Origin of the sequence: Peribacillus asahii (assembly GCF_004006295.1) — a bacterium.
GTDB classification, from domain to species: Bacteria; Bacillota; Bacilli; order Bacillales; family DSM-1321; genus Peribacillus; species Peribacillus asahii_A.
Genome location: NZ_CP026095.1, coordinates 4,675,577 through 4,699,006 on the forward strand (window position 1 = coordinate 4,675,577; position 23,430 = coordinate 4,699,006).

23 protein-coding genes, 1 tRNA gene and 2 riboswitches are annotated in these 23,430 nt (G+C 39.7%); of the genes, 7 read left to right on the top strand and 17 right to left on the bottom strand.

The window, feature by feature from the left end; all coding sequences use genetic code 11:
- From BAOM_RS22995 to BAOM_RS23045, 11 genes are all read right to left on the bottom strand, one after another.
- Window positions 1-1,380, bottom strand: coding sequence for a cobyrinic acid a,c-diamide synthase CobB (locus BAOM_RS22995; protein ID WP_127762267.1), 1,380 nt, complete (start codon window positions 1,378-1,380; stop codon window positions 1-3).
- 205 nt (window positions 1,381-1,585) lie between these two features.
- Entirely contained in the window at window positions 1,586-2,710 is a 1,125-nt protein-coding gene (locus BAOM_RS23000) for a cobalt-precorrin 5A hydrolase (protein ID WP_180319806.1), read from the bottom strand.
- Window positions 2,707-3,486: a precorrin-4 C(11)-methyltransferase gene (gene cobM / locus BAOM_RS23005; protein ID WP_127762268.1), complete on the bottom strand. Its 780-nt coding sequence runs from the start codon at window positions 3,484-3,486 to the stop codon at window positions 2,707-2,709. Before cobM ends, BAOM_RS23000 begins: the two co-directional genes overlap by 4 nt.
- On the bottom strand, window positions 3,486-4,193 hold the full coding sequence (gene cobI / locus BAOM_RS23010; RefSeq protein ID WP_127762269.1) for a precorrin-2 C(20)-methyltransferase: 708 nt from the start codon (window positions 4,191-4,193) through the stop codon (window positions 3,486-3,488). The genes cobM and cobI overlap by 1 nt, the downstream gene beginning before the upstream one ends.
- A complete protein-coding gene (gene cbiE / locus BAOM_RS23015) occupies window positions 4,186-5,400 on the bottom strand; it encodes a precorrin-6y C5,15-methyltransferase (decarboxylating) subunit CbiE (protein ID WP_127762707.1) in 1,215 nt (404 codons plus the stop codon). Before cbiE ends, cobI begins: the two co-directional genes overlap by 8 nt.
- Window positions 5,363-6,496: a cobalt-precorrin-5B (C(1))-methyltransferase gene (locus BAOM_RS23020; RefSeq protein WP_127762270.1), complete on the bottom strand. Its 1,134-nt coding sequence runs from the start codon at window positions 6,494-6,496 to the stop codon at window positions 5,363-5,365. Before BAOM_RS23020 ends, cbiE begins: the two co-directional genes overlap by 38 nt.
- Window positions 6,497-6,498: 2 nt before the next feature.
- A complete protein-coding gene (locus BAOM_RS23025; protein WP_127762271.1) occupies window positions 6,499-7,149 on the bottom strand; it encodes a precorrin-8X methylmutase in 651 nt (216 codons plus the stop codon).
- Between the two features lies 1 nt (window position 7,150).
- Window positions 7,151-7,921: a precorrin-6A reductase gene (cobK, locus tag BAOM_RS23030; RefSeq protein ID WP_127762272.1), complete on the bottom strand. Its 771-nt coding sequence runs from the start codon at window positions 7,919-7,921 to the stop codon at window positions 7,151-7,153.
- Entirely contained in the window at window positions 7,918-8,889 is a 972-nt protein-coding gene (locus BAOM_RS23035; RefSeq protein ID WP_127762273.1) for a sirohydrochlorin chelatase, read from the bottom strand. Before BAOM_RS23035 ends, cobK begins: the two co-directional genes overlap by 4 nt.
- A gap of 20 nt (window positions 8,890-8,909) precedes the next feature.
- A complete protein-coding gene (gene cobJ, locus BAOM_RS23040) occupies window positions 8,910-10,568 on the bottom strand; it encodes a precorrin-3B C(17)-methyltransferase (protein WP_127762274.1) in 1,659 nt (552 codons plus the stop codon).
- A 28-nt stretch (window positions 10,569-10,596) separates the two neighbouring features.
- Entirely contained in the window at window positions 10,597-10,971 is a 375-nt protein-coding gene (locus BAOM_RS23045) for a (2Fe-2S) ferredoxin domain-containing protein (protein ID WP_127762275.1), read from the bottom strand.
- Between the two features lie 146 nt (window positions 10,972-11,117).
- Window positions 11,118-11,303, bottom strand: a riboswitch (cobalamin riboswitch).
- A 260-nt stretch (window positions 11,304-11,563) separates the two neighbouring features.
- Window positions 11,564-11,758: riboswitch (cobalamin riboswitch) on the top strand.
- 257 nt (window positions 11,759-12,015) lie between these two features.
- Between BAOM_RS23045 and BAOM_RS23050 the strand changes: the two genes are divergently transcribed.
- From BAOM_RS23050 to BAOM_RS23065, 4 genes are read left to right on the top strand one after another with little or no spacing between them, the layout of a single operon-like run.
- A complete protein-coding gene (locus BAOM_RS23050; protein WP_127762276.1) occupies window positions 12,016-12,759 on the top strand; it encodes an energy-coupling factor ABC transporter permease in 744 nt (247 codons plus the stop codon).
- A gap of 1 nt (window position 12,760) precedes the next feature.
- Window positions 12,761-13,069 (top strand): energy-coupling factor ABC transporter substrate-binding protein, encoded by a 309-nt coding sequence (locus tag BAOM_RS23055; RefSeq protein WP_127762277.1) that lies wholly within the window; start codon window positions 12,761-12,763, stop codon window positions 13,067-13,069.
- Window positions 13,053-13,841 (top strand): cobalt ECF transporter T component CbiQ, encoded by a 789-nt coding sequence (cbiQ, locus tag BAOM_RS23060; RefSeq protein WP_127762278.1) that lies wholly within the window; start codon window positions 13,053-13,055, stop codon window positions 13,839-13,841. Before BAOM_RS23055 ends, cbiQ begins: the two co-directional genes overlap by 17 nt.
- Window positions 13,841-14,671 carry an energy-coupling factor ABC transporter ATP-binding protein gene (locus tag BAOM_RS23065; protein ID WP_127762279.1) on the top strand — a complete coding sequence of 277 codons (831 nt, stop codon included), beginning with the start codon at window positions 13,841-13,843 and terminating at the stop codon, window positions 14,669-14,671. The genes cbiQ and BAOM_RS23065 overlap by 1 nt, the downstream gene beginning before the upstream one ends.
- Window positions 14,672-14,743: 72 nt before the next feature.
- Here the strand turns inward: BAOM_RS23065 and BAOM_RS23070 are convergent, their stop codons facing one another.
- Complete coding sequence (locus tag BAOM_RS23070; protein ID WP_127762280.1) at window positions 14,744-14,923, bottom strand: hypothetical protein; 180 nt, start codon at window positions 14,921-14,923, stop codon at window positions 14,744-14,746.
- A 121-nt stretch (window positions 14,924-15,044) separates the two neighbouring features.
- Here BAOM_RS23070 and BAOM_RS23075 point away from each other — a divergent pair.
- Window positions 15,045-15,118 (top strand) — tRNA-Arg (locus tag BAOM_RS23075).
- A gap of 297 nt (window positions 15,119-15,415) precedes the next feature.
- On the opposite strand, the gene BAOM_RS23080 is transcribed toward BAOM_RS23075, so the two are convergent.
- The 4 genes from BAOM_RS23080 to BAOM_RS23095 form a co-directional block, all read right to left on the bottom strand.
- The gene (locus BAOM_RS23080) at window positions 15,416-15,769 is read right to left on the bottom strand and encodes a Ger(x)C family spore germination C-terminal domain-containing protein (protein WP_127762281.1); all 354 of its coding nucleotides are present in this window, start codon (window positions 15,767-15,769) and stop codon (window positions 15,416-15,418) included.
- Window positions 15,770-15,892: 123 nt separating this feature from the next.
- A complete protein-coding gene (locus BAOM_RS23085) occupies window positions 15,893-17,872 on the bottom strand; it encodes a methyl-accepting chemotaxis protein (protein WP_127762282.1) in 1,980 nt (659 codons plus the stop codon).
- Window positions 17,873-18,038: 166 nt separating this feature from the next.
- Window positions 18,039-20,231 carry a DNA topoisomerase III gene (locus BAOM_RS23090; RefSeq protein ID WP_127762283.1) on the bottom strand — a complete coding sequence of 731 codons (2,193 nt, stop codon included), beginning with the start codon at window positions 20,229-20,231 and terminating at the stop codon, window positions 18,039-18,041.
- Window positions 20,232-20,279: 48 nt separating this feature from the next.
- Window positions 20,280-20,987, bottom strand: coding sequence for a Crp/Fnr family transcriptional regulator (locus BAOM_RS23095; RefSeq protein ID WP_164853319.1), 708 nt, complete (start codon window positions 20,985-20,987; stop codon window positions 20,280-20,282).
- 119 nt (window positions 20,988-21,106) lie between these two features.
- On the opposite strand from BAOM_RS23095, the gene BAOM_RS23100 reads away from it, so the two are divergent.
- Both BAOM_RS23100 and BAOM_RS23105 read left to right on the top strand, forming a co-directional pair.
- Window positions 21,107-21,523: a DUF6306 domain-containing protein gene (locus BAOM_RS23100; protein WP_127762284.1), complete on the top strand. Its 417-nt coding sequence runs from the start codon at window positions 21,107-21,109 to the stop codon at window positions 21,521-21,523.
- A 143-nt stretch (window positions 21,524-21,666) separates the two neighbouring features.
- Complete coding sequence (locus BAOM_RS23105) at window positions 21,667-22,674, top strand: bile acid:sodium symporter family protein (RefSeq protein WP_127762285.1); 1,008 nt, start codon at window positions 21,667-21,669, stop codon at window positions 22,672-22,674.
- Window positions 22,675-22,754: 80 nt separating this feature from the next.
- Here the strand turns inward: BAOM_RS23105 and BAOM_RS23110 are convergent, their stop codons facing one another.
- Window positions 22,755-23,423 carry a TetR/AcrR family transcriptional regulator gene (locus tag BAOM_RS23110; protein ID WP_127762286.1) on the bottom strand — a complete coding sequence of 223 codons (669 nt, stop codon included), beginning with the start codon at window positions 23,421-23,423 and terminating at the stop codon, window positions 22,755-22,757.
- Window positions 23,424-23,430: the final 7 nt, after the last annotated feature.

Here is a 23,430-nt window from a genome sequence, read left to right on the forward strand (position 1 = left end):
CTACTTCAATACCTTACGCTTATGATGGACACATGCCTGAATCCAACGCTCAACAATTTCTGGATTGGAAGCGAAGTGGAAGTGTGTATAGCCCGCGACAAGGTTTTCTTTTAAATATCCTTCTTGTTTCTTGCCAAAACGGCCCTTAGTTTCATATGCATATGGCAAACCTTCTGTTCGTTCATACGTTGAGTAATGAAATTCATGACCTTTTGCTTGTTGATTCGGATTAATTAGGAAATTCCCTTCTGTTCCGAATATTTCTCGATAGCCTAACGCCGCTAGCTTCTTCTGCATCGTTATTTTTCCAGGAATGAGCCCCACCATTGGATACTCCACACCTTCCGTGCTGGCAATCGATTCTGTTAAATACATAAAGCCGCCACATTCAGCGAGCGTTGGGATGCCGCTCGTAACAGCTTGTTGAATCGATGCTTTTGTGCGTTCATGATGAACTAACTCAGCTGCAAACTCTTCCGGGAAACCTCCCCCAAGATACAAACCATCCGCTTCAGCAGGAACTTCCTCATTCTTTAATGGAGAGAAATACGTCAATTTTGCTCCGTAAGCTTCTAATAATTCAAGGTTTTCTTGATAATAGAAATTGAATGCTGCATCTTTAGCAACTGCAATACAAACCCCTTGATCTTCACGCTGCTCAAATAAACCTGTTGGCTCTTCTACAATTTCCGTCGTTTCCGCTAATTCATATAGACGGTCCACATCGATTGTTTCCGAAATAAGGTTTGCCAGCTTTTCAAAAAACGGATCTAACTCGCCTCGTTCAATGGCTGGAATTAACCCTAAATGACGACTAGGAATATCGATATCCTGCTCCCGCTTCATGTAGCCAAGTACAGGGACATTGCACTCTTGCTCAATGGCAGCCTTTACAATATTGTAATGTCCAACGCTGCCAACTTGATTGGCAATCACACCGACAATATTCGGGCCAGTCGCTAACGTTTGAAAACCTTTTACAATCGCCGCTGCACTACGCGCCATACTAGCACAGTTTACAATAAGCAGGACTGGGCTTTCTGTAATCATGCTAATCTCAGCCGTTGAGCCTGTATTCTCTAACGGACTTTTCCCATCATAGAAGCCCATAACTCCTTCAATAATTGAAATATCGGCTCCTTTACTTGCTCGTGCTACCATTTCACGTACCGTATCATGTTCAAACATCCAACTATCCAAATTTCGTGAGATTCTGCCTGTAACCGCAGTATGATAAGAAGGATCAATATAATCCGGTCCGCATTTAAACCCTTGCACAGTATAGCCTTTTTGTTGCAAAGCAGCCATGATGCCGATTGTGCATGTCGTTTTACCAACTCCACTGCCAGTCCCAGCAATGACTAATCTTCTTGTACTCATACAAAGGTCCCTCCATTTAAGAAAAGCGCAAGGTGCCCATAATCAGCAACAAACATAAGACACAAAACGCCTTGAAAGTTTATCATTTCTTATTTTAAGACTTTATTACTTAACTCTGTTGTAGCTGAAAGACGTGTGAGACCAAGGCCTCACACGAAATAAGTCAAAAATCGCTTTATCAACAATATTGATTAACATAGCTTTTTTAAAAAGAAATAACCCCGACAGAAATCGTGACATTGCCTGATTTTTTCTTTACAAGCTCTAATTGCTCTGCTCCTGAATATAAGCGAACAGCTGGTTCACTCACTCCATAAGCACCTGTATATTTAAATACAGTATCAGACGGTGCTTCAATCGTCACTGTATTTAATTCAACTGGTGGATAATACACAAACTCCCAGCCATATTTCTCTACAACTTCCAGTAAGCCCGCTTCGTCTTTTTTCAAGTCAATGGTACAAAGCGCCTTCACGCTTTTAATAGAAATATGAAGTTCTACTAGCGTATCCACAATCACTTGCTCAATTTCTTCTGCTGACGTTCCGCGATTGCACCCCATACCAATTACAACTGTTTTTGGTCGAAAGACAATCCCGTTTTCTAAAATGACTTCCTCTTCTTTCGTTAACAAACGATGAGTCACGATTAACGCAGCTTTCGGTTTCGCTTCAATTGCCTCAGCAATAGAAGGATAGCTAATAATAGATTCTGGAATAGGGGTATCGTGCATCCACCAATTACGCTCACCCGATTCTTGGACAATCGCAACATGCTCTTCATTTACAACAGATGCGCTTACAGGCGTTAGTTTTTCGGCCGAATCCCATACCCAACCAAATCGGGAGCCGAATAAATCAACAGGAATCGTTTTTTGCACATCAGAAGCAGTCGTAATAATTGCTCTTGCATCTAAAGTAGCAGCCACTTCTCGCGTTAGTTCATTAGCACCGCCAAGATGACCGGATAACACACTAATAACATTTTCTCCTCGATCATCAATGACCACAACAGCTGGATCTGTTTTTTTATCTTGTAAAATCGGTGCAATCATTCTGACAACGGCACCGAGGGAAATAATCATAATAATGCCTTTATATTGTTTGAATAGCGTAGGGAGCAGCATCCGCACACTGCCTGAAAACAGCTGGATATGCTTTTGCTCCTCATCCCCTTTTTCAAATTTACTCATATAATACAAATCTGAATTAGCAAACATCGTATGTAAACGTCGAGATATTTCAACACCGTGCTTCGTAATCGCTACAATCGCATAAGAATTCTTTTGGACAACAGATGGCTGAATTCCTTCTTGCAATTCGATAATCATGATTTAATTCCTTTACGGAATCCGTGTGTAAAGCTCGCATCATATAGTTTTGAACGATATTCATCTTTCTCATGAATATGTGGGTCCAATGCCCATCCCGCTAAGATCATCGCATGTTTACGAATTCCGTTTTTGCGCATATCTTCATCTAGATTCACTAATGTCGTACGAACAATTTTTTGGTCTGGCCATGAGGCACGTTGAATCACAGCAACTGGTGTTTCATCTTTCCAACCAGCCGATTGCAGTTCTTTGACAATTTTCTTCGTTAACGTAGCACTTAAGAAAAGCGCAATTGTACAATGGTGACTTGCTAAATCTTTTAGCTTCTCAAACTCTGGAACCGGCGTACGTCCTTCCGCTCTTGTTAAAATAAGCGTCTGTGTTAAATCGGGAATCGTCAGTTCCGCACCGATTGCCGCAGCAGAAGCAAATACCGAACTCACACCTGGAATCACTTCATATCCGATTTCTTCCTTCTTCAAAAGCGCAATTTGTTCCATAATCGCTCCATACATAGCTGGATCGCCTGTATGAATACGAGCAACCATTTTACCTGCATTCACACGGTCTACCATTACATCAACGATTTCTTCTAAGTGCATACCAGCTGTTTTTAATACTTCTGCTTCTGGCTTTGCCTTGGCAATCAATTCGTCATTTACTAACGAATCCGTATATAAAACAACATCTGCTGTTTGAAGAATGTTTAAGCCTTTTACTGTAATTAAATCTGGATCTCCCGGGCCTGCTCCTACAATATAAATCTTCTTCATTATTTTCTCACCACCATTAATGTTAAGTATTCAAGCTCAACGCCTTCTAGCTCACTAACCTTCCAAATCACTTCTTCATCAGATGTTACCTTTGTTACAACAGAGGCTTTCTCTAAAAGGTCTAAATCTTTTAAAACCGTAATCATTAAATCTATTACTTTTGCCACTTTAATAAATACAACCGCGTCATGATCTTCAAGCGCTTTTTTCATCGCTTCATAATCATCACGAGCAGGAACAATTGCCACATGATCATCGCCGTCAGCTAAAGCAATCCCTAATCTTGAAGCAGAACCGTTAAAGGATGAAATGCCCGGCACGGTTTTAATGTCTACTTCAGGGTGCAATTCCTGCATCAATTTCATCATATGAATAAACGTACTATATAAAAGCGGATCGCCTTCCGTTACAAAAGCTACATCTTTCCCTTCCTGCAGCTTCTCCCAAACCTTCTCAACCGTTGCATTCCATTCACGATCTAAGATGGTTTGGTCTTTTGTCATTGGGAAAACAAGGCCAAGCATTTCTTTTTCTTCAGGGCGAATATATACTTCAACAATTCGATGTGCATAGCTTTTGCTGCCTTTACGTTTGCGTGGATAAGCGATAACCGGTGACTCTTGAATTACGCGAAACGCTTTAACTGTAATTAATTCTGGATCTCCTGGACCAACGCCAAGACCATATAATGTGCCGAGATTACTCATTCGTTTCTTCCTTTCTTTGTGCCGTAATAATATAAATTGGATTCAGCGGAACAAAACGATTCATGCCTAAGATTGGCTTGCTCCGGGAAATTTGTGCATGCATAATGGATGTTTGAAAGCCTGCTTGTGCGAAAGCTTCATTCGCTCGGTATAAATTCTCAATGGTCGCAGCATTGAGAACAATCCTTCCGCCTTCTTTCAAGCGCTGACAGCATGTTTGGATTAAGTCAACCATTTCGCCGCCCGTTCCCCCAATAAAAATCGCATCCGGATCTGGAAAAGTTTCAAGCCCTTGCGGTGCTTTTCCATGAATGGCTGTTAAATCGGTACGAAACTTGCGTTGATTTTGCAAACAATTTTCTAAATCCGGTTCATTTTTTTCAACAGCAAATACTTGCCCTTCTGGAGCTAGTCTTGCTGCTTCAATCGCCATTGAACCGGTACATGTTCCAACATCCCAAACAGTGCTATTTTTCTTGAGGTTTAACGCATATAAACTTAATACGCGAATTTCCTTTTTTGTAATCAGCCCTTTGTCCGGCTTCCGTTGTGAAAACTCTTCATCGTCAATACCTAGCGACCAGCTTGGACCATCCGCCACTTTTTTCAAAATCACAACATTTAATGGCGAAAACTCGTGATTCACCATGTCTTCAAGTTCATACCAGCCTACTTTTTCATTTTCCCCTTGCAGGTTTTCGGCAACAAATGCACGATACTCGGTCATCCCGAACGAGAGGAGATATTCGGCAAGACGATTCGGACTATTCTCAGCATCTGTCAGCAACGCTACCTTTGCCTTGCCATCGATTCGCTGTGCCAGTCCTTTCATACTCCGACCATGAACACTTGTTACATAAGCATCTTGCCAGCTTTCGCCCATTTTTGAAAAAGCAAGTTGCACAGAGCTTACATATGGATATACTTCTATATTTATTTTGCTAGAAAGATAGCCGCCAATTCCGTAATAAAGCGGATCACCTGAAGCTAACACAATCGTTGGACGCGTTTCTTCTTGCAATCTCTCTACAAGCGCTTTCAAACCGCCTTTAACGACAACTTTCTCTCCTTGATAATTCGGAAAGAAAGATAGTACTCTCTCACCGCCAACAAGTACTTCGCTTTCTTCAATCCATTGTGCGTATTGCGGCAGCAAACTTTCTTGCCCGTTATCCCCGATTCCAATTAATTTCATCGATTGAGTCAATGCCAACAGCCCTTCCTAGTAATTGTCCTTTCATCGAATAAATCGCTGTTCCCAGTTCTATTCCACCTTTAATATGGTGTAATGACGAGTAGCAGCACGCTTCACAAAGATGATCAAAAAAGGCATCATGACCTGTCTCAGCCATTAGCTCACCGACTTGAGAAGCAGTATTCGCGCTTGCTATTTCTGCCACAAGTTCTTCACTAGCCCCAATATCACGTGCCAGCTCCGAAAGGAATTCAAAATTAATCGGCGCACTTTTCGAATGGACCATCATTACACCTTGCGCCACTTTTGAAAATTTACCCATCATTCCAACGAGCGTTACTTTTTTAATACCTTGTTTTTTACATTGCTTTAGAGAGAATCCGACAAAGTCACCCATTTCAATGAAAGCTTCCTCTGGTAACTCAGATAGCAGTCCCATTGCATATTTCTCACTGCGTCCGCCTGTCGTTAAAACGAGATGCTCACAGCCTGCCATTTTGGCCACACTAATAGCTTGCACAATACTCGCCATATAGGCAGAACTAGAAAAAGGAACTACGGTGCCTCTTGTCCCTAAAATCGAGATACCACCGATAATTCCTAATCGGCCGTTTAATGTTTTCTTCGCAATTTCTTCACCGGCCGGAACAGAAATCACAACTTTCACACCTCTATTAATCTGAAATTCGTCTAACGTCTGCTCTACAGTCGTTAAAATCATTTTGCGCGGCACTGGATTAATCGCCGCTTCACCGACTGGAACAGGAAGACCAGGCTTCGTCACCCGACCAACCCCGACTCCTCCGTCCAAAATGATGCCCGGTGTATCCGTCCAGCTCACGGTTGAAACAATCAGTGCTTGATGAGTCGCATCTGGGTCATCGCCTGCATCTTTAATCGTTTCACAGCTCACGGAGTCTTTGCCCATTTCACATTTTTCTATCGTGAAAGTCGCATTCCGTCCAATCGGTAAATGAATCGTTGCAGTTTCCTGCGCCTCACCAGTAATTAAAGCGGTTAATGCCGCCTTCGTTACTGCTGTTGAGCAAGCTCCTGTCGTATAGCCATGTCTCATTTCCGATGGATCTTTTTTCGCCTTCTTTTGCATGATTATACCTGATCAGCTAAAAGAGAAATCGCATTCAATGCCGCAACCGTAACCGTACTTCCGCCTTTCCGACCAACGTTCGTAATAAAAGGAACTTCAGTAATTTTAGCTAACTCCTCTTTTGATTCTGCAGCGGAAACGAAACCTACAGGCATTCCAATAATTAAATCGGGCTTTGCGATTCCTTCTTTAATTAAACGAATTAGTTCTAATAAAGCAGTTGGCGCATTTCCGATTGCATAAATGCCGCCTTCATTTTCACGTACTGCTTTTTGCGTCGAAATAATCGCGCGTGTTGTATTTTGTTTTTTGGCTTCAATTGTGACATCTTCGTCTGCAATATAGCAATGCAGGTCTCCGCCATATTTTTGAAAACGTTTTTTCCCTGTACCACTTTCAATCATTTGTACGTCCGCAATAACATGACGTCCTTTGCGAATCGCTTCGATTCCTGCACGTATCGCATCAGGATGAATAATAACGCTTCTTCCTAATTCGAAGTCTGCTGATGCATGAATAATACGGCGGACAATTTTCCACTCGTCTTCTGAGAAATTATGTGGTCCCATTTCTTCTGCAATCATGGCAAAGCTATAATCATAAATTTTGTCAGGATCTACTGTTAACGGTTTGAAATCTGTTTTAAAGTCCATTTTATTTTCCCCCTAATTGTTTATTCAAATTGTTAATCACATCTTCAAAGTTCGAATACACATTTTGATAATTCACATTTGGACGAGCAATCATAATCGTTTCAATGCCACACTCCAAAGCGGCTTCTAGCTTCTCGTCGACCGAGCCAACTTTTCCGCTTTCTTTCGTAATCATTAATGTGACACCGTATTGGTTATATAGTGCTTTATTTAACTCCTTTGAAAACGGCCCTTGTATCGCCACAATATTTTTTTGCTCAACACCTAACTCCGCGCATTTTTCCATATTGTCGATACGCGGCAGCATTCTCGCAATTAATCTAGTATTCTCTAAACCTATTAATTCTTTTGCAAAAATCTCTAATGTTTTACTACCTGTTGTTAGCATAATCACGCCTCGCTTCTCTGCAGCAAGCTTAGCCGCCTCAGCATAATCACTAACAACCGTTAATTGGTCATCATGGAATCGTTGGCTTTCTCGTTCATAGCGAATGTAAGGAACGTTTGCCTCTTTTGCTGCTTGAAGCGCATTTTTTGAAGCTTCTTCCGCAAATGGATGACTCGCATCGACAACCGCTTGAAATCCTTTTTCAGCAATTAATGCCGCCATATCCGCCGCTGTTAATCGTCCAATTTGAGTATCAATCCTGGCATCTTGCAAACTTTTCGCTGCTGATTCTGTCACGACTGTTGCTAGAACAGGCAAACCAGCTTTCTGTATCTCAATAGCTAATTCTCTTGCATCACTTGTGCCCGCCAAGAACAAAATCATTTTGATGCCTCCACCTCATGTGCATGTGCATGGTCATGGTCATGGTCGTGATCATGGTCATGGTCGTGATCATGGTCATGGTCGTGATCATGGTCATGGTCGTGATGGTGGTCATGATGGTGATGATGATCATGGTGATGGTGATGGTGATGATGCGCGTCACCATGCTCCTCGACATACAAACGATAGTTTTCTAAATCTTGAGTTCCTCTTGATGTTCCTTCCAATGCTTCTGCCACACGCTCTTTTAAAATTGTTTGAAGCTTCGGATGATAACCAAAGTAATCCGCTAACACAAACTCATGATTTGGATACTGCTCCTGGTAGCCTTCTAGCATCTTAGCCATTCGCTCCATTAAGATACCTGTAAACAAGAAGTATGGCAGCATAACCACTTTTTTGGCACCAAGCTTGATACAGCGTTCAATCCCTTCATCGACAAGTGGTGTCGTAACACCCATGAAAGCACTTTCCACCCATTTCACATTCAATTTCTCCCAAAGCAAACGAGTAATTTTATAAAAATCACTATTCGCATCGGCATCACTGCCACCGCGGCCAATTAATAAAACAGCTGTGTCATGATGTTCCGCATTTGTATCAAAGCCGATGCCTTCCAAACGATCGGTTAAGATCTCTAATGCTGCTGGATGAACATCAATCGTTTGTCCATATGTAAATTTCACTTCTGGATACTTAGTCTTTCCATCCTCAATTTCCGCAGGGATATGCAGCTTCGAATGACCCGCATGCAGCAAAATAATTGGAATAACAGCAACTTCTGTCGCTCCTCTTTTCACACAATTGTCGATCCCTTGTGAAATATTAGGTGATGCAAATTCCAGGAAACATGTTTCAATGATTAAGCCTTCATCCATTGTTGGAATCATCTTGTCTACAAAAATACGAACCTCTTCATTTCCAGCCTCTAATCGGCTTCCATGTCCAACAAACAATACTGCTTTCATTCACTATTTCCCCCTATTCATTAATCCTCACATGGTGCTGGCTCTATGTGAATCTTTGGTGCAATGTCTTGATATTGAAAACCTTGAATCTTTTTCGCACGCTTGAAGTATTTAAATAAGCGTTCATTAGGATGTGCGTTCTGCTTGTACTCTTCCACAATATCTGTAATTAATTCAACAAGGCGATCTGGCTCAATTCCCTCCGCAACGGGTTGACCTGGATGAGCTGTTCGTCCAACTGGTTTGGCGCCTACAAATAAGTCAAATTTCCCTCTGCGGAAGACAATTCCGATATCATCCATGACCGCACTATAACAAGCCATCCCGCATCCATTAAACCCAATGTTTAATTCTTTCGGCATCTCCATTCCACCAAGTACACGCTGCAATTCATCCGCATAAGGAATTGGTTCTTCTTTTTCTCCATCACAGAAATCACACGCTTTTAACGTCACAACATCGCCAATTGGAGACAGTAAAAAGCCAACGGATTGCAGTTTCTCTGTAATTAAATCCGGCTCAGTCGTCGGGATTTTTAATACAATTTTATGATTCGGCGTATATTCCATCGTTCCTTTTTCACCAACAACTTGTGCTAGTGTCATCATTTGCTGCGGTGTAAATTGCTTATTAGCAACACCTGGGCTAACCGCTAGTTCAAATATGGATTCTATATTTTGTTGAACGAACGATGAAGTTGTTGGCTTAACCACACTTTGACCAGATACTCTCGATAAAGCTTCCAACGCTACCTCGTAAGAAGTGCTCGTACTCTTCTTCTCAGGCGCTTTCGTCAGCAACCCAACAGCAGCTTCTCCGTAAGAGCCTTGCGTAAGTCCTGTTTCTTGATCCATCGCCCATGGCTCTGCTTCTTTTTTCAAGCGTTGATGCGGTTTTAACGGCTGCTTTTCTGAACCCAATGTATACTTTCTTTGATAGCCACGAGGCGTAATGATTTTATTGTCATATAAGAATGTCGATGAATTCCCAATTACAACAGTTGTCAGCATTCCAATATCATGATTCAACATTTCTGCTAAATTCGTAATGGTAATCTCCTGACGCTCGCGATACGCACTTTTCACTAGCCCTACCGGCGTATCTGGCGAACGATATTTCAGTAAAATCCGCTGTGTTTCAACAATTTGTCTTGTTCGACGACCACTACGCGGATTATAAAGCGCAATAACAAAATCCGCCTGTGCCGCTGCTTCAACTCGTTTCGCGATCAGCTCCCACGGTGTTAAGTGGTCACTCAAACTAATCGTACAAGAGTCATGCATAACGGGTGCCCCAAGTAATGATGCACAGGAATTAATCGCTGAAATCCCAGGAATAATTTCAATTTCAACACCTGTTGCTTCTTTCCATCCCTTTTCAATTAAGACCTCATACACAAGGCCCGCCATTCCATAGACTCCTGCATCACCGCTTGAAATAACGGCTACTTTCTTGCCGTTTTCCGCTTGTTTTACCGCTTCTTGTGCACGCGATACTTCTTCTGTCATTCCTGTACTAATAATCGCTTGATCAGTTAATAAATCTTGAATCAATTCCACGTATGTTTTGTAACCGATAATGAAATCACTTTCTTGAAGTGCTTCCACAGCTCGCGTTGTAATATGTTTAAAGTCCCCTGGACCAAATCCAACAACAAACAGTTTCCCTTTTTGTGCCATACAAATATCCCCCTTCGTAATCCGTAATCTAGGATTCTACTTTTTTCTTTGAAATCCCTACAATAGCAGCTGCTGCTGGATTAGGTGACATTTCTCCATTCACAAATTCATATACTTTGTGTGTTTCAAGACTAGGTTCATGCATATCCCGAACAATTTGGCGGCCAATTTCAGGCGAATCAACTCGATACCAATTACCCTCTGGATAGGCAATAACGATACAAGCATCTTTGCATCGTCCATTGCAACGAGTTCGTGTCGTATGAATCTCTTCATCCAATCCTAGTAAACTAATTTCATCACGAACGGCTTGTGTCACTTCTTCGCCACCTTTTCTCATACAACTACTTCCGTTACAGATCAGTAGATGAGACTTTGTACCTTTTAAATTCCAAGTTGTCATATGTTTCCTCCTATTAGGCAGAAGAGAATAAAAAAAACCTTAACTCTCTTGAGTTAAGGTTTTTAAAAAGCTAAAAAATAACATGTACTAGCATAAACATGCCGCTCCATATATTTGACAGCCTCTACCCTTCCCTCCGAAAAGTATTACTTTTTCACTTAAAAGCAGGTTTCCTGGCTTACGCTTCTCTTTATTCTTGTCCCTTCCCGGTTTGCACCAGTGGTATTGACAATTTCATCAGCGTTACAGTAGCGGGGGCTGCATCGGATTCTCACCGATTTCCCTATTATCCCTAGCATGACACTTTGGGCACTTTTAAATTTATATTCAATTGTTTTATAACAATATTCTCTCAATTCGTAAAACTGTACCTATCATATACCATCTTTTTAAAATTTTAAATAGATAATTACAACTTACATATAAATCTAGCCTGTACAGGGAAAATAGTTCAGCAAATATTCTCCGCTTTTTGTTCCATTTTTTCTAAAAAAATCAATATTTTTCTATATTTCATTTTTGAAATACAATCATTAAAAAAATTTTTATAGAAGAAGCAATTCTCTCATGGTACACTATGCTAGAAATCTTAAAACTTTATAAACTTTACGGTGCTAAATTTTGATATTTGGCTTAAAAGGGAAGTCGGTGCAAGTCCGGCGCGGTCCCGCCACTGTAATGGGGAGCATCATTACTTACGTAAGAACCACTGTCTACTCTAAGATGGGAAGGTTGTAATGATGTCGTGATCCAGAGCCAGGAGACCTGCCATAAAGAGTAAAACTGTTTCAACCTACGAGGATGGGGATACGGATATATAGCTAGTCAGTGTTTTTTAATCACAGTCCTGCTACTATTCAGTTATGCACTTCTTTCAAGGATGAAAGAAGTGCTTTTTTGTTTTGTACATAATTTTACAAAGCTCAGACGCACTCTCACGTTCTTCAGGGATAACAAATGAGGAGGTGATGGCAGCGGCAAAAAAGTACGTAAAACGCTGCCGATTGTTTTTCTAGAATAGCAAAGATTAAAAAGGAGACCTGTATGAAAACATTGAATTGGAAAGTTCTTTATTTTATCGCATTATTGCTTTTCGTTCCTAATAAAGCCTCCGCTATGCATATTATGGAGGGATTCCTCCCTATTGAATGGGCAATCTTCTGGTGGGCGGTTACCCTCCCATTTTTAATTCTTGGTTTCCGTTCGATTCGTAAAAGCATCAAAGAAAACCCTGAAACAAAAATGATGCTTGGTTTGTCAGGGGCTTTTGCCTTTGTTCTATCCGCACTGAAAATTCCATCCGTTACCGGAAGCTGTTCTCACCCTACTGGAGTTGGCTTAGGTACGGTGCTGTTTGGACCATTTGCAATGAGTATCGTCGGATCAATCGTCTTATTATTTCAAGCTTTATTACTTGCTCATGGAGGATTAACAACGCTTGGAGCGAACGCTTTTTCCATGGCCGTTGTTGGACCGATTATCGCCTATCTTGTATATAAAGGCGCAACAAAAGCTGGCTGGTCTTTTTCCGTGGCTGTTTTCTTAGCAGCAGCACTTGGCGATTTAGGAACATACATCATGACGTCTGTTCAACTTGCTTTAGCATTCCCTTCTGAAGTTGGCGGTTTCATGGCTTCTTTCACTAAATTCGCTGGAATCTTTGCGTTAACACAAATTCCATTAGCAATCAGTGAAGGTCTATTAACTGTTATTGTTATGAACTTCTTAAAAAAATATAATGTAAGCGAATTGAAAGCACTGCGCGTTCTAACGAAGGAGGCCCGTTAAGATGAAAAAAAATCTATTACTGCTCGGATTAGTAGTCATCCTAGCGATTTTCCCTCTGTTTATTCAAAAAGGAGCTGAGTTTGGCGGAGCTGATGGCGAAGCAGAAGAAGCCATTGGCGAAATCAATTCAAGCTATGAACCTTGGTTCTCTAACATCTGGGAGCCGCCAAGCGGGGAAATTGAAAGCTTATTATTCGTTCTTCAAGCAGCAATTGGAGCTGGATTCATCGGCTACTTTATAGGGTATGCAAGAGGAAAACATAAATCAAAAAAAACAGAAAGCCCATCTAAACATGTTGTTAATCGATAAATATGCGTATTTCAATCGTCTAAAGCATATTCACCCCGTAGAGAAGATGACATTCGCGCTATTCCTTCTCCTGTTTGCTTTAACTGTCAAAGACACGATTGTTTCACTCATCACCTTCACTGTGACGAGTGCTTTTATCATTTTGGGGGCAAAAATCCCGCCTCGTTATTATATTAAATTGCTGCTTCTTCCAGGGTTCTTCCTTTTATCAGGAATATTCACGATTCTTATTTCGTTTGCTAGTGTTGAAACGGTGACTCCTGACACACTATGGTCTGCGGAGTTAGGTAATTGGAAAGTATTCATCACAGAAAACAATATTGAAATAGCAATGAATCTTATTTTTGTTGTATTGAGCAGTATAAGCTGTTTATACTTTTTAACGTTAACAACACCCGTTAATGCGATTCTTCAAGTGCTGCGTAAACTAAAGGTACCGCAATTACTCATTGAAATAATAGAAATTACGTATCGCTTTATTTTCGTGTTTTTAGAAACGGCCATACATATTTATCAAGCTCAAAATTCTAGACTTGGCTATATGACAACGAAAAAATGGCTGCATTCGCTTGGGTTATTAATTTCTTCTTTGTTTATTAACGTTTTTAAACGAGCGAAAGAGCTGACAATCGCAATGGATTCACGTGGATACACAGAGGACATTATGTATATAGACGACAACTATCAGTACTCAGCTGTAAATTGGCTAATTATTACGACCATTATCGCTAGTATCGTGGCGGTCTATCTATTATTTGGAGGGACTTTATAATGGACGAGCTTTTTTTCAAAATTGACCAGCTCACCCATCGTTATGTCGATGGTACAACAGCGTTAAAAAATCTTTCTCTCTCCGTTAAAAAAGGGAAGAAAATTGCCCTATTAGGAAACAACGGAGCCGGTAAATCCACTTTATTTCAACATTTAAACGGAATCTTGCAGCCCACAACAGGCTCCATTTTATTCAAGGGAGAACAGGTGCAGTATAATCGAAAGTTCTTGATGACATTAAGAAAGCAAGTAGGTATTGTCTTCCAGGACCCCGATTCACAGCTGTTTTCTGGAAATGTACGACAAGATATTTCGTTTGGCCCAATGAATTTAGGCTGGTCGCAGGAAAAAGTACACAAGCAAGTAGAATGGGCAATGGAGCAAACAGAAGTAACCGCTCTGCAAGATCGCCCCATTCATTTTTTAAGCTTAGGACAAAAAAAACGTGTCGCTATTGCCGGGGTATTAGCGATGAATCCGGAAGTTTTCATTTTAGACGAACCTTCCGCAGGCTTAGATGCCTATTATTCAAAGCAAATCATGCACATTCTCCGCGATATTCATCAAGAGGATAAAACGATTATTCTTTCCACTCATGATGTTCACTTTGCTTATGAATGGGCAGATGAAATCATCGTCATGAGCGATGGTGAAATTTTGTATCACGGTGACCCTGTAACCGTTTTTCATAACGAAGCATTACTGAATCAAGCTCATTTAGAAAAACCGTGGGTATTTGAAACGGCACAACAATTGCTGACAAAACAGCTGCTTCGGGATGAAGGACCGATGCCCCGCAGCAAAGAAGAATTGTTCCAGTTACTGAAATGAAGAGACTGCTTTAACAGTCTCTTTTTCTTTGGAATGAAGAATCTTCTTACATAGAGAAAAAACCTTACCTATCTACCAAATCCATTTAATCAAGCCTCGGATTCCCCACCACACTAATCGGAACGGCAACAAAAGCAATTCTGGAACAGAAAATAACACTTCAATTAAAATATCCCACCAAGAGCTTTCGTTCGATTTCTTTTTAGCTGCTCGCTTCTGCTTATATTCTTCCTTTCGCTCTCGAAATGTCACTTCAACCATCCTATTCAATATTTAATTTCCATTATTATAATCTATCTTTACAATTGGAGCAGTCGTTCAATTGATAATTTTTCACCTTAGGAATATAATGAATACATTGACTCTTTTATATGTCCCAGTAGCTCAGCAGGATAGAGCGACAGCCTCCTAAGCTGTAGGTCGTAGGTTCGATTCCTATCTGGGACGCTTATACAGACATTGAACCCCCTTATTAAATAAGGGGGTTTCTTCTATCATAAGGCTCCGTTAATAAATAGTGTGGATTTATACGGTTTTTGGCTCATTCGTGTGAAACAGGAAAATGCTTGTTACCTAAAAAGTCCTCAGGATTGCAATATTATAAATGGGCATATTAAGGCAAGAAGAATTAGAATAATAATAGCAATCCCTCCTATTTTCTCTTCCTTAAAAACTTTAATACAATGAACACTTGTATATATAACCACCAAAAAACTTAGAAAATAAATGATAAACTTTAACATACTAATCAGCGACCTCCGAAAATCTCGTACTTCTTATTAGGTTTCCAAATTCAATTTTCTCTAAGTCCACTTCAATATTAATATGGGCGTATGGGTAAATGTTTTTACTCCAATTAGCCTTTTCATACTCTTTTATCGTTTTGAAGTACTTTCTTACGTATAAAGACCAATAGAAAGGTTCTTCCTTATATTCATTCTGTGTTTTCTTTACAAAATCTTCAAATTTTCTCTTTGCATCACTTTCTATTGCCTTTTTTAACAATTCCCTATTCTTTTTATTAGAAGAATAGTCAATTAGGCTTGGTACTGCTAATATTTCTAATTGAAATGGAACCTTTACATTTATTTCCGTAATTTAGCATGATTCCTCATTGCTAAAGCAAAAGAACCTAAAAAAACAGCCCAAACCTTTCATTCATAAGGTTTGGGCTGCTTTGATCCTGGGTTTCCATATAAACATATGTCTCACAAAGATGATTTATATCTTGAATTTTTTAATTTCATTATAAAGATGATGAGACATGTCCTCTAAATCACTTGCTAATTGATTTAATTGCTCCATCGAAGCGGCTGTCTGTTCAATTGATGCAGATACTTCTTCTGTACCCGCCGCTGTTTCTTGACTAATGGAAATTAGTTGTTCGGAGTTTTCCATGGTCTTTTCTAATTGAACAATCATGTCTCGTAAAGAACTAGTCATATGCGTAAATTTACTAAACGTTTCTTGAATCATTGTTGCAATCGAATAAAAGGCTTCTTCTGTTTCAACTACTGCTTTTCCTTGATGTTGAATTTGTGTATTTGTTAAACCAATTAAATGTACAGTATGAGATGTATCAGCCTGCATAGTACTAATAATATTTGTAACTTCTTTTGTCGACTGATCGGTCTGCTCTGCTAATTTTCTCACTTCATCGGCTACAACAGCAAAGCCTCTGCCATGTTCCCCTGCCCGAGCAGCTTCAATGGCTGCATTTAAGGCCAATAAATTTGTCTGACTAGCAATATTCGTAATTGTATTAATAATTTTGCTAATTTCATGGGAACGAGCATCCAATGAATGAACAGCTTGGCTCATCGTATCGGCATTTTTTGTTGTTTCCTCAAACTGCTGCTTCATTTCAAGTACCGTCTGTCTTCCACTTTCCGACACTTCGATCATCATTTTCGAATCAACGGCTACCTTCTGTGCATATTGATCAATTGATGTAATATGCCGTGTAACACGTTGAATAGCCCCTTCATTCACCTGAATAATCTCCGTTTGATTCGTTGCTCCTGAAGCAATTTCCTCCATTGTTACCGCTACTTCATTAGAAGCTGCGCTGGTTTCCTCTGCACTTGTGGAAAGAGCCTTTGAAGAATGAGCAACTTGATCAGATATTTGTTCTACTCTAGTAAGTGCCTGATGAACGGATTCACTCATTGTATTTACGCTTCGAGCCAAGTCCCCTACTTCATCGGAGCGTTGTACGTCTACTTTAACGGTAAAATCTCCTTCTGCCATTTTTCTTACTGTATTTCTAAGCTGCTTAATGGGCCGCGTAATAAAGCGACTAGCTAAACTAGCAAGTGCAATAGCTACTAAAATAATTATGCCAAGTACAAGTAAGTTTGGTATAAGAATGACATTGGCACGCCCAACAATCTCGCTTTTATCTACTAGTCCAACAATCTTCCATCCCGTTGTTTCATTTGTCACATAACCAATTAACTTCTCTTCATCATAGTAGTTTCCAATGAACGAGCCTTCTTTTTCATCCATCGCTGCATACAGTGAATCTTTTGAAAAATCCTCTGTCACTTTAGCTGCATCAGGATGGGCCATGTAATATCCATTTTGATCAAGTAAAAAGGCAAAGCCTGATTCACCTAATTTCGTTTCGTTAATCATTTCCGTTAAAGTCGCCAGTGTGATATCAATCCCTACAACCCCTGCATCATCCACACTTTTGGCTAATGTGACTATCATATCTCCCGTACGTGCATCCTTATAAGGCTCTGTCCAGACCAACTGATTTGGATTTTTCTGTGCTAATTGATACCACGTTCTTGTACGTACATCAAAATCAGCCCCTAAATCTGCCTTAGGATAGATGAGTACCTTGCCAGATTGTTCAATACCAAAGTATGAGCTACCGATTGCATGATTATGCTCTGTTGTTTGTTCTAATTCTTTCAATATAATAGAACGTTTTTTTGAAATATCATCTAACTCATCTTTCGCAGCAAGTCGATTAACTGTTGATTCCATATGCTCAAAAAAGAGTTCAAAGGAAGTATTTAATGCATGAACTTGTTCCGCCGTAGCCCTTGTTTGTTCACTTGTCGCTACTTTAATAACATTTCGATAGCTAAAAAAGGAAATAAGAACACAGCTAATTACTAGCAAACTTAGAAATGGAACAAGTATTTGGCGCCGAACGGACACAGTAAACCATTTATTCACAAATTTCATTATGTAAAGTCCCACCTTGATATTAGTTATTATAAAAGTATTCTAAAAAAATACTACATGTGAATCATTATAACATTAAATGACCTTCAATCATGGGAAATCATATCAAAAATTTAGGTCGTTTGCACTAAAGAAGGATGAAGCTACATGCTCCATCCTTTTCTATCTATTCGTCGAATTTTAACTTTGCTAATGCATCTGCGAAGGCTGTGTTCAGTGGTTCCTCTTTATTTTGTTTCTTCATATAATTAGCCACTTCACGCTTAGATACTTTTTGATTTTTATTTTGTCCTTTTCGTTTTTGATAGGACGATAACTTCTCATGAAAGCCGCATTTACAAGTGAACGTCTGGGCTTCACCTTGCCCGCGCATTTCCATTTTTTTATGACATTGTGGGCAGCGTGCGTTGGTTACACGTGAAACGCCTTTGCGATATCCACACTCGCGGTCTTGACAGACAAGCATTTTCCCTTTCTTTCCGTTGACCTCAAGTAACAGCTTTCCACACTCTGGACATTTGCTGCCGGTTAAATTATCATGCTTGAATTTTTTGTCGCTTCCTTTAATCTCATCCACAATTTCTTTCGCATATGTTCTCATTTCGCTAATAAACGCCTGTTTTGGCAGCTTTCCTTTGGCGATTGCCGTCAATTTTTGTTCCCATTGAGCAGTAAGTGCCGGCGAACGTAATTCCTCAGGTGCTAATTCGAGCAACTGCTTCCCTTTTGATGTCACATGAAGACCTTTTCCTCTTTTTTCGATTAAGAAGCTTTTAAATAACTTTTCGATAATATCTGCACGCGTAGCAACCGTTCCAATCCCGCCTGTTTCACCAAGTGTTTTAATTAAATCCTTACTTTCACCTGCCATGAAACGTGCTGGATTTTCCATCGCCGATAGCAATGTTCCTTCATTAAATGGTTCTGGCGGTTTCGTTGCACCTTCTGTTTGTTTCACAGAAGTAATCGTTAGCTTAGCCCCTTGCTGCAGAGCAGGCAGCAACTGTTCAGCTACATCATCCTTCGTTTCTTCATCATCAAATTGATGATCATATACTTCTTTCCAACCAGATTTCAACACAACTTTTCCTTTTGCGACAAAGACTTCATCCGCTATTTTTGCTCTAATTGTCGTTTGCTCATATTCAAAAGGAGGAAGAAGAACAGCTAAAAATCGTTTCACCACAAGATCATAAATTTTTGATTCTTTATCACTTAATTTTCCCGGAAGCGGTGTCTGCTCTGTTGGAATAATCGCATGATGATCTGAAACCTTACTATCGTCAACAAATGATTTATTCACTTTGATTGGCTGGCGCAAAATTTTTGCTGCAACTGGAGCATAAGGCTTAATACTCACCGCTTGCAGTCTTTCTTTTAACGTATCCACAATATCAGCTGATAAGAAACGTGAATCAGTTCGCGGATATGTTAATACTTTATGACTTTCATATAAACGCTGCATAATGGATAAGGTTTCTTTTGCTGAGTAACCGAATTTCTTATTCGCTTCTCTTTGCAGTTCTGTTAAATCATAGAGCTGCGGGGCGAAGTTCTTTTTATGCGTTTTTTTCACTTCAACGACTTCCGCCTGTTCGTTTTGCAAACGAGCGACAAGTTGACTCGCCTTTTCTCGGTCAAATGTACGGAAATCATTCGTTTTAGCGTCTTGCCAAACTAGTTTTAGCTTAGGCTCTGCCATTGCTGTAATTCCATAATACGGCTTCGGCTCAAACTTCTTAATGTCCTCTTCTCGCGCAGCAATCATCGCAAGCGTTGGCGTTTGTACACGGCCGCATGATAATTGAGCATTATGCTTTGTCGTTAACGCACGTGTAGCATTCATCCCAACAAGCCAGTCTGCTTCAGCACGAGCAACCGCAGACGCATATAAATTCTCATATTCTTTACCGTTTTTTAGCTTGTTAAATCCCTCTTTAATCGCCTTATCTGTAACAGAAGAAATCCATAGACGCTTAATCGGCTTCTTGACATTTGCTTTTTCCAAAATCCAGCGTGCCACAAGTTCTCCTTCGCGTCCTGCATCTGTTGCGATAACTACCTCATTTACATCTTTCCGATTCAATTGTGCTTTAACTGCTTGATATTGCTTACCTGTTTGCTTAATGACGACTAATTTTAAAGGAGATGGCAGCATCGGTAAATCTTCTAAACGCCATGATTTATACTTCTCATCATAAGCTTCTGGATCCGCATGAGTCACTAAATGACCTAGCGCCCATGTAACGATATACTTGTCTCCTTCAAAATAACCATTTCCTTTTTTCCCACACTTCAAGACTTTTGCTATATCTCTTCCGACCGACGGTTTCTCGGCTAGAACAACGGTTTTACTCAATCAAAACATCCTTTCCATTTAAAGCTCACGGCTTGATTATCTCATATTTCAATTGATACTACATTTTTCAATCGGACAACTGTCACATCCATTTCTTTGGCGTAAAAAGTCAATATCATGGATAATAATTTTCCCAGAATGATCATAGGAAAGAATCCCTTGCCTTCTTAATTCACTTAACATCCGATTCATACTTTCGCGAGTACATGCACAAAAGTCAGCCAAATTTTGGTTCGTTAACAACATATCAATTAATAGACCATTACGATGCTCCACTCCGTAACTATTTGTCAAACGAATTAATGTCGAATAAAGGGCACCCTTTCTGCCGTTTAACAAAAGATCCTTTTGCTTCGATTGAATGTTTCTTACATGGTCACTATACCATTTCATAAATTCAAATGTTAACTTCCCATCCAAACTCAATTTTCTTTCAAGCTGATCTTTATGAATCATCAGTACCTCGCCATCCGCGATTACTTTGGCGCTTAATATATACTTTGCATGATTTGCGAATAAAATGAGTTCTCCTATCAGGTCATTCTTCTTACATATTCGTAGTGTCAATTCTCTTCCTTCCATTGTTAGATGATGCAAATGAATCATACCGGATTTAATCAGATACAATTCATTCGCCTCCATCCCTTCTTGAAACAAATATGTATTTTTTTCAATTTTTTTGATTGTGCCGATTTCTTCTAATAATTGAAATAGTTCTTGTGAAAGGAGGCCGCTTCTATTCATATTAGCCTGCATAGTAATCTCTCCTTGTAACTTACCACCTGCTCGCAATGATAAATATCACTATAAAACGATGATAAAAGCTTATAATTAACTTAACATACTAATCCTAAAAATTGTAAGGGGGAAGAATCATGAACAAAAAGCAAGCATTACTTGATCTTTTAAATGCATTACTCGAGGCTGAACGAGCAGGTGTACAGACAGCCAATTACCTTCTAGAAAAACACCAATCAGAAGAGCTGGACGCTCAATATAAACAAGTAAAAAAAGATGAAGCTTGGAGTTGTGCTGGTCTCCACCAAGCAATCTTACGCGAAGGCGGTACTCCGAGCAAACAAACAGGCGCATTTGCTGATAAAGTGATTGCTCTTGATACTCTACAAGAAAAACTAACTCTCCTCAACAAAGGTCAAGCATGGGTCGCACGCAAAATTGACGAAGCCCTTGCTTATGATATCCACCCTGATACGGAACTATTTTTACAGGAAATGAAGGAGAAGCACCACACAAATATTAATGAATTAGATAACTATTTAACAGGAAAATGAACATTAACTAAACATGCGTCATTTATATAGACCAATATCTTACATTGGCTCTAGCCTTTTTGTTCTAATCACGAGATAATAAGAGAAATATTGTCAATTATCGGTTCCTATCGAGCTGAAGAAAAGAGGAACAAGGGGTTATAATGAGACGCTTTTTACATTTTATAATTGTCACACTTCTACCATTATGGATTGTTTGTAGTTCTGTTTCGGCCTACTTCTTTCCTGATACTTTTATTCCTATTCGAGAATGGCCTTCTTTTGCCTTGGCTTTTATTTTGTTCACAATGGGGCTAACGCTGTCCATTGATAGCTTAAAAAAAGTAATAGCTAAACCCAAAAATGCATTTCTCGGTGTATTGGGGAAATGGACCATTACGCTCGGGATTTCTTTTCTGTTAGCTACATTGTTCTTTGCCAATCATCCCGAACTAAAAGCGGGCGTGCTGCTTGCAGGAGCGGTTCCGAGCGGGACAACTGCTAATTTATACACATTTATGGCAGGCGGAACATTAGCGCTTAGCATTATGATGTCGGCGGTCGATACGTTAATTGGACCGTTTTTAACACCCTTGCTTATGAAAGTTACTATCAATAGTACGATTCCGATTGATGCGTTATCAATGTTTAAACAAATGGTGCTTGTTGTATTGGTCCCTATCGCACTTGGATTATTCATTCAATACAAATGGGAGCACTATACCGTAAAAGTGAAACCGATTTTACCGTATCTCTCATCTATTGCGATTATTATTATTAATTTAGCGATTGTATCGAGTGCACAAGGTATCTTAGAGAAAAATATTAGTCTACTTCCGCTTATCTTTTTCTGTGTATTTTTGCAAATTATGATCCCAATGATTCTTGGGTATATATACGGAATCTTTTTCAATATGCCAAAACCGGACCGAATTTCGATGTTTTACGAGTTTGGAATCTGTAATACAGCGCTTGCCTCCATCCTTGCTATGCACCATATCAGTCCGATTGCTGCTGTACCAGCTGTTGCAAATATGATTACAAATACATTTTTAGGAGCTCTTATTGCGATTGCGTGGAAGCCATTATCAGAGAAGTGGGAAAGCTACCAAATCAGGAAAAGAGCCATTTTAAAAAATCGAAATGAACAAAAGGAAAAAAGAATAGACTAAGTTACAGCCTTTTCAAATGAGCTTAATAGACTCGCCATTTACTATTAACTTTTATCCCAAACAAACCAAGCCAAAGGAATTTACATCCCCTGGCTTGGTTTTCTTATTCCATCCATAATAAATCGAACTAGATTTTCGACCTCTGCTTCTTCATCCATATCCGAATAAGCAAACTGTAATACAAAACGTGATACGAAGTAACTGCCGACAACATTGAATATCATTTTTAAGAGTGTATCACTTGGTATGTCAATGAGCTCACCACGTTCTTTAAACATCGTAATAACTTTGCTGATGTGCTGCATAATATTTTCGAAAAAGTAAGGTTGTAACTCTTTTCTCAATTCATCATTATATAGTAACTCTTTAACTACCACTTGAAATATTTCTTTATTTTCTTTAATAAAAAGGAGTCGATTTTTGATCAAAGCTTTTAAAAAGTCTTCAAAGCAAGCTGCATTTTTGATCATAATCTCGCTAAAAGCCGCTTCTGCCATAGTAGGCAGTGCATCTTTGATAAACGGGAGAATAACCGAAAGCAATAAATTATCCTTCGTTCCATAATGGCGGAAAATCGTACCCTCAGCTACTTGAGCGGATTTTGCTATTTCGCTCGTTGACGTATTGGCATACCCTTTTTCAGCAAATAATTTAACAGCGGTTTCAACGATTTTTCGTTGTTTAGTAGTTTGCTTCTTTGACAATTTCGTTTGGGCAATGATTGCATCTAATAGATTTTCTTTAGACAATTAAGAC

Bases quoted from the DNA above. Each gene is read 5' to 3' on its own strand.
- cobI (WP_127762269.1), bottom strand. From the start codon at position 4,193: ATGAGTAATCTCGGCACATTATATGGTCTTGGCGTTGGTCCAGGAGAT.
- BAOM_RS22995 (WP_127762267.1), bottom strand. From the start codon at position 1,380: ATGAGTACAAGAAGATTAGTCATTGCTGGGACTGGCAGTGGAGTTGGT.
- BAOM_RS23035 (WP_127762273.1), bottom strand. From the start codon at position 8,889: ATGAAAGCAGTATTGTTTGTTGGACATGGAAGCCGATTAGAGGCTGGA.
- BAOM_RS23095 (WP_164853319.1), bottom strand. From the start codon at position 20,987: ATGCAGGCTAATATGAATAGAAGCGGCCTCCTTTCACAAGAACTATTT.
- cobJ (WP_127762274.1), bottom strand. From the start codon at position 10,568: ATGGCACAAAAAGGGAAACTGTTTGTTGTTGGATTTGGTCCAGGGGAC.
- BAOM_RS23085 (WP_127762282.1), bottom strand. From the start codon at position 17,872: ATGAAATTTGTGAATAAATGGTTTACTGTGTCCGTTCGGCGCCAAATA.
- BAOM_RS23100 (WP_127762284.1), top strand. From the start codon at position 21,107: ATGAACAAAAAGCAAGCATTACTTGATCTTTTAAATGCATTACTCGAG.
- BAOM_RS23000 (WP_180319806.1), bottom strand. From the start codon at position 2,710: ATGATTATCGAATTGCAAGAAGGAATTCAGCCATCTGTTGTCCAAAAG.
- BAOM_RS23050 (WP_127762276.1), top strand. From the start codon at position 12,016: ATGAAAACATTGAATTGGAAAGTTCTTTATTTTATCGCATTATTGCTT.
- BAOM_RS23025 (WP_127762271.1), bottom strand. From the start codon at position 7,149: ATGGACTTTAAAACAGATTTCAAACCGTTAACAGTAGATCCTGACAAA.
- BAOM_RS23045 (WP_127762275.1), bottom strand. From the start codon at position 10,971: ATGACAACTTGGAATTTAAAAGGTACAAAGTCTCATCTACTGATCTGT.
- cobM (WP_127762268.1), bottom strand. From the start codon at position 3,486: ATGAAGAAGATTTATATTGTAGGAGCAGGCCCGGGAGATCCAGATTTA.
- BAOM_RS23055 (WP_127762277.1), top strand. From the start codon at position 12,761: ATGAAAAAAAATCTATTACTGCTCGGATTAGTAGTCATCCTAGCGATT.
- cbiQ (WP_127762278.1), top strand. From the start codon at position 13,053: ATGTTGTTAATCGATAAATATGCGTATTTCAATCGTCTAAAGCATATT.
- cobK (WP_127762272.1), bottom strand. From the start codon at position 7,921: ATGATTTTGTTCTTGGCGGGCACAAGTGATGCAAGAGAATTAGCTATT.
- BAOM_RS23020 (WP_127762270.1), bottom strand. From the start codon at position 6,496: ATGCAAAAGAAGGCGAAAAAAGATCCATCGGAAATGAGACATGGCTAT.
- BAOM_RS23065 (WP_127762279.1), top strand. From the start codon at position 13,841: ATGGACGAGCTTTTTTTCAAAATTGACCAGCTCACCCATCGTTATGTC.
- BAOM_RS23105 (WP_127762285.1), top strand. From the start codon at position 21,667: ATGAGACGCTTTTTACATTTTATAATTGTCACACTTCTACCATTATGG.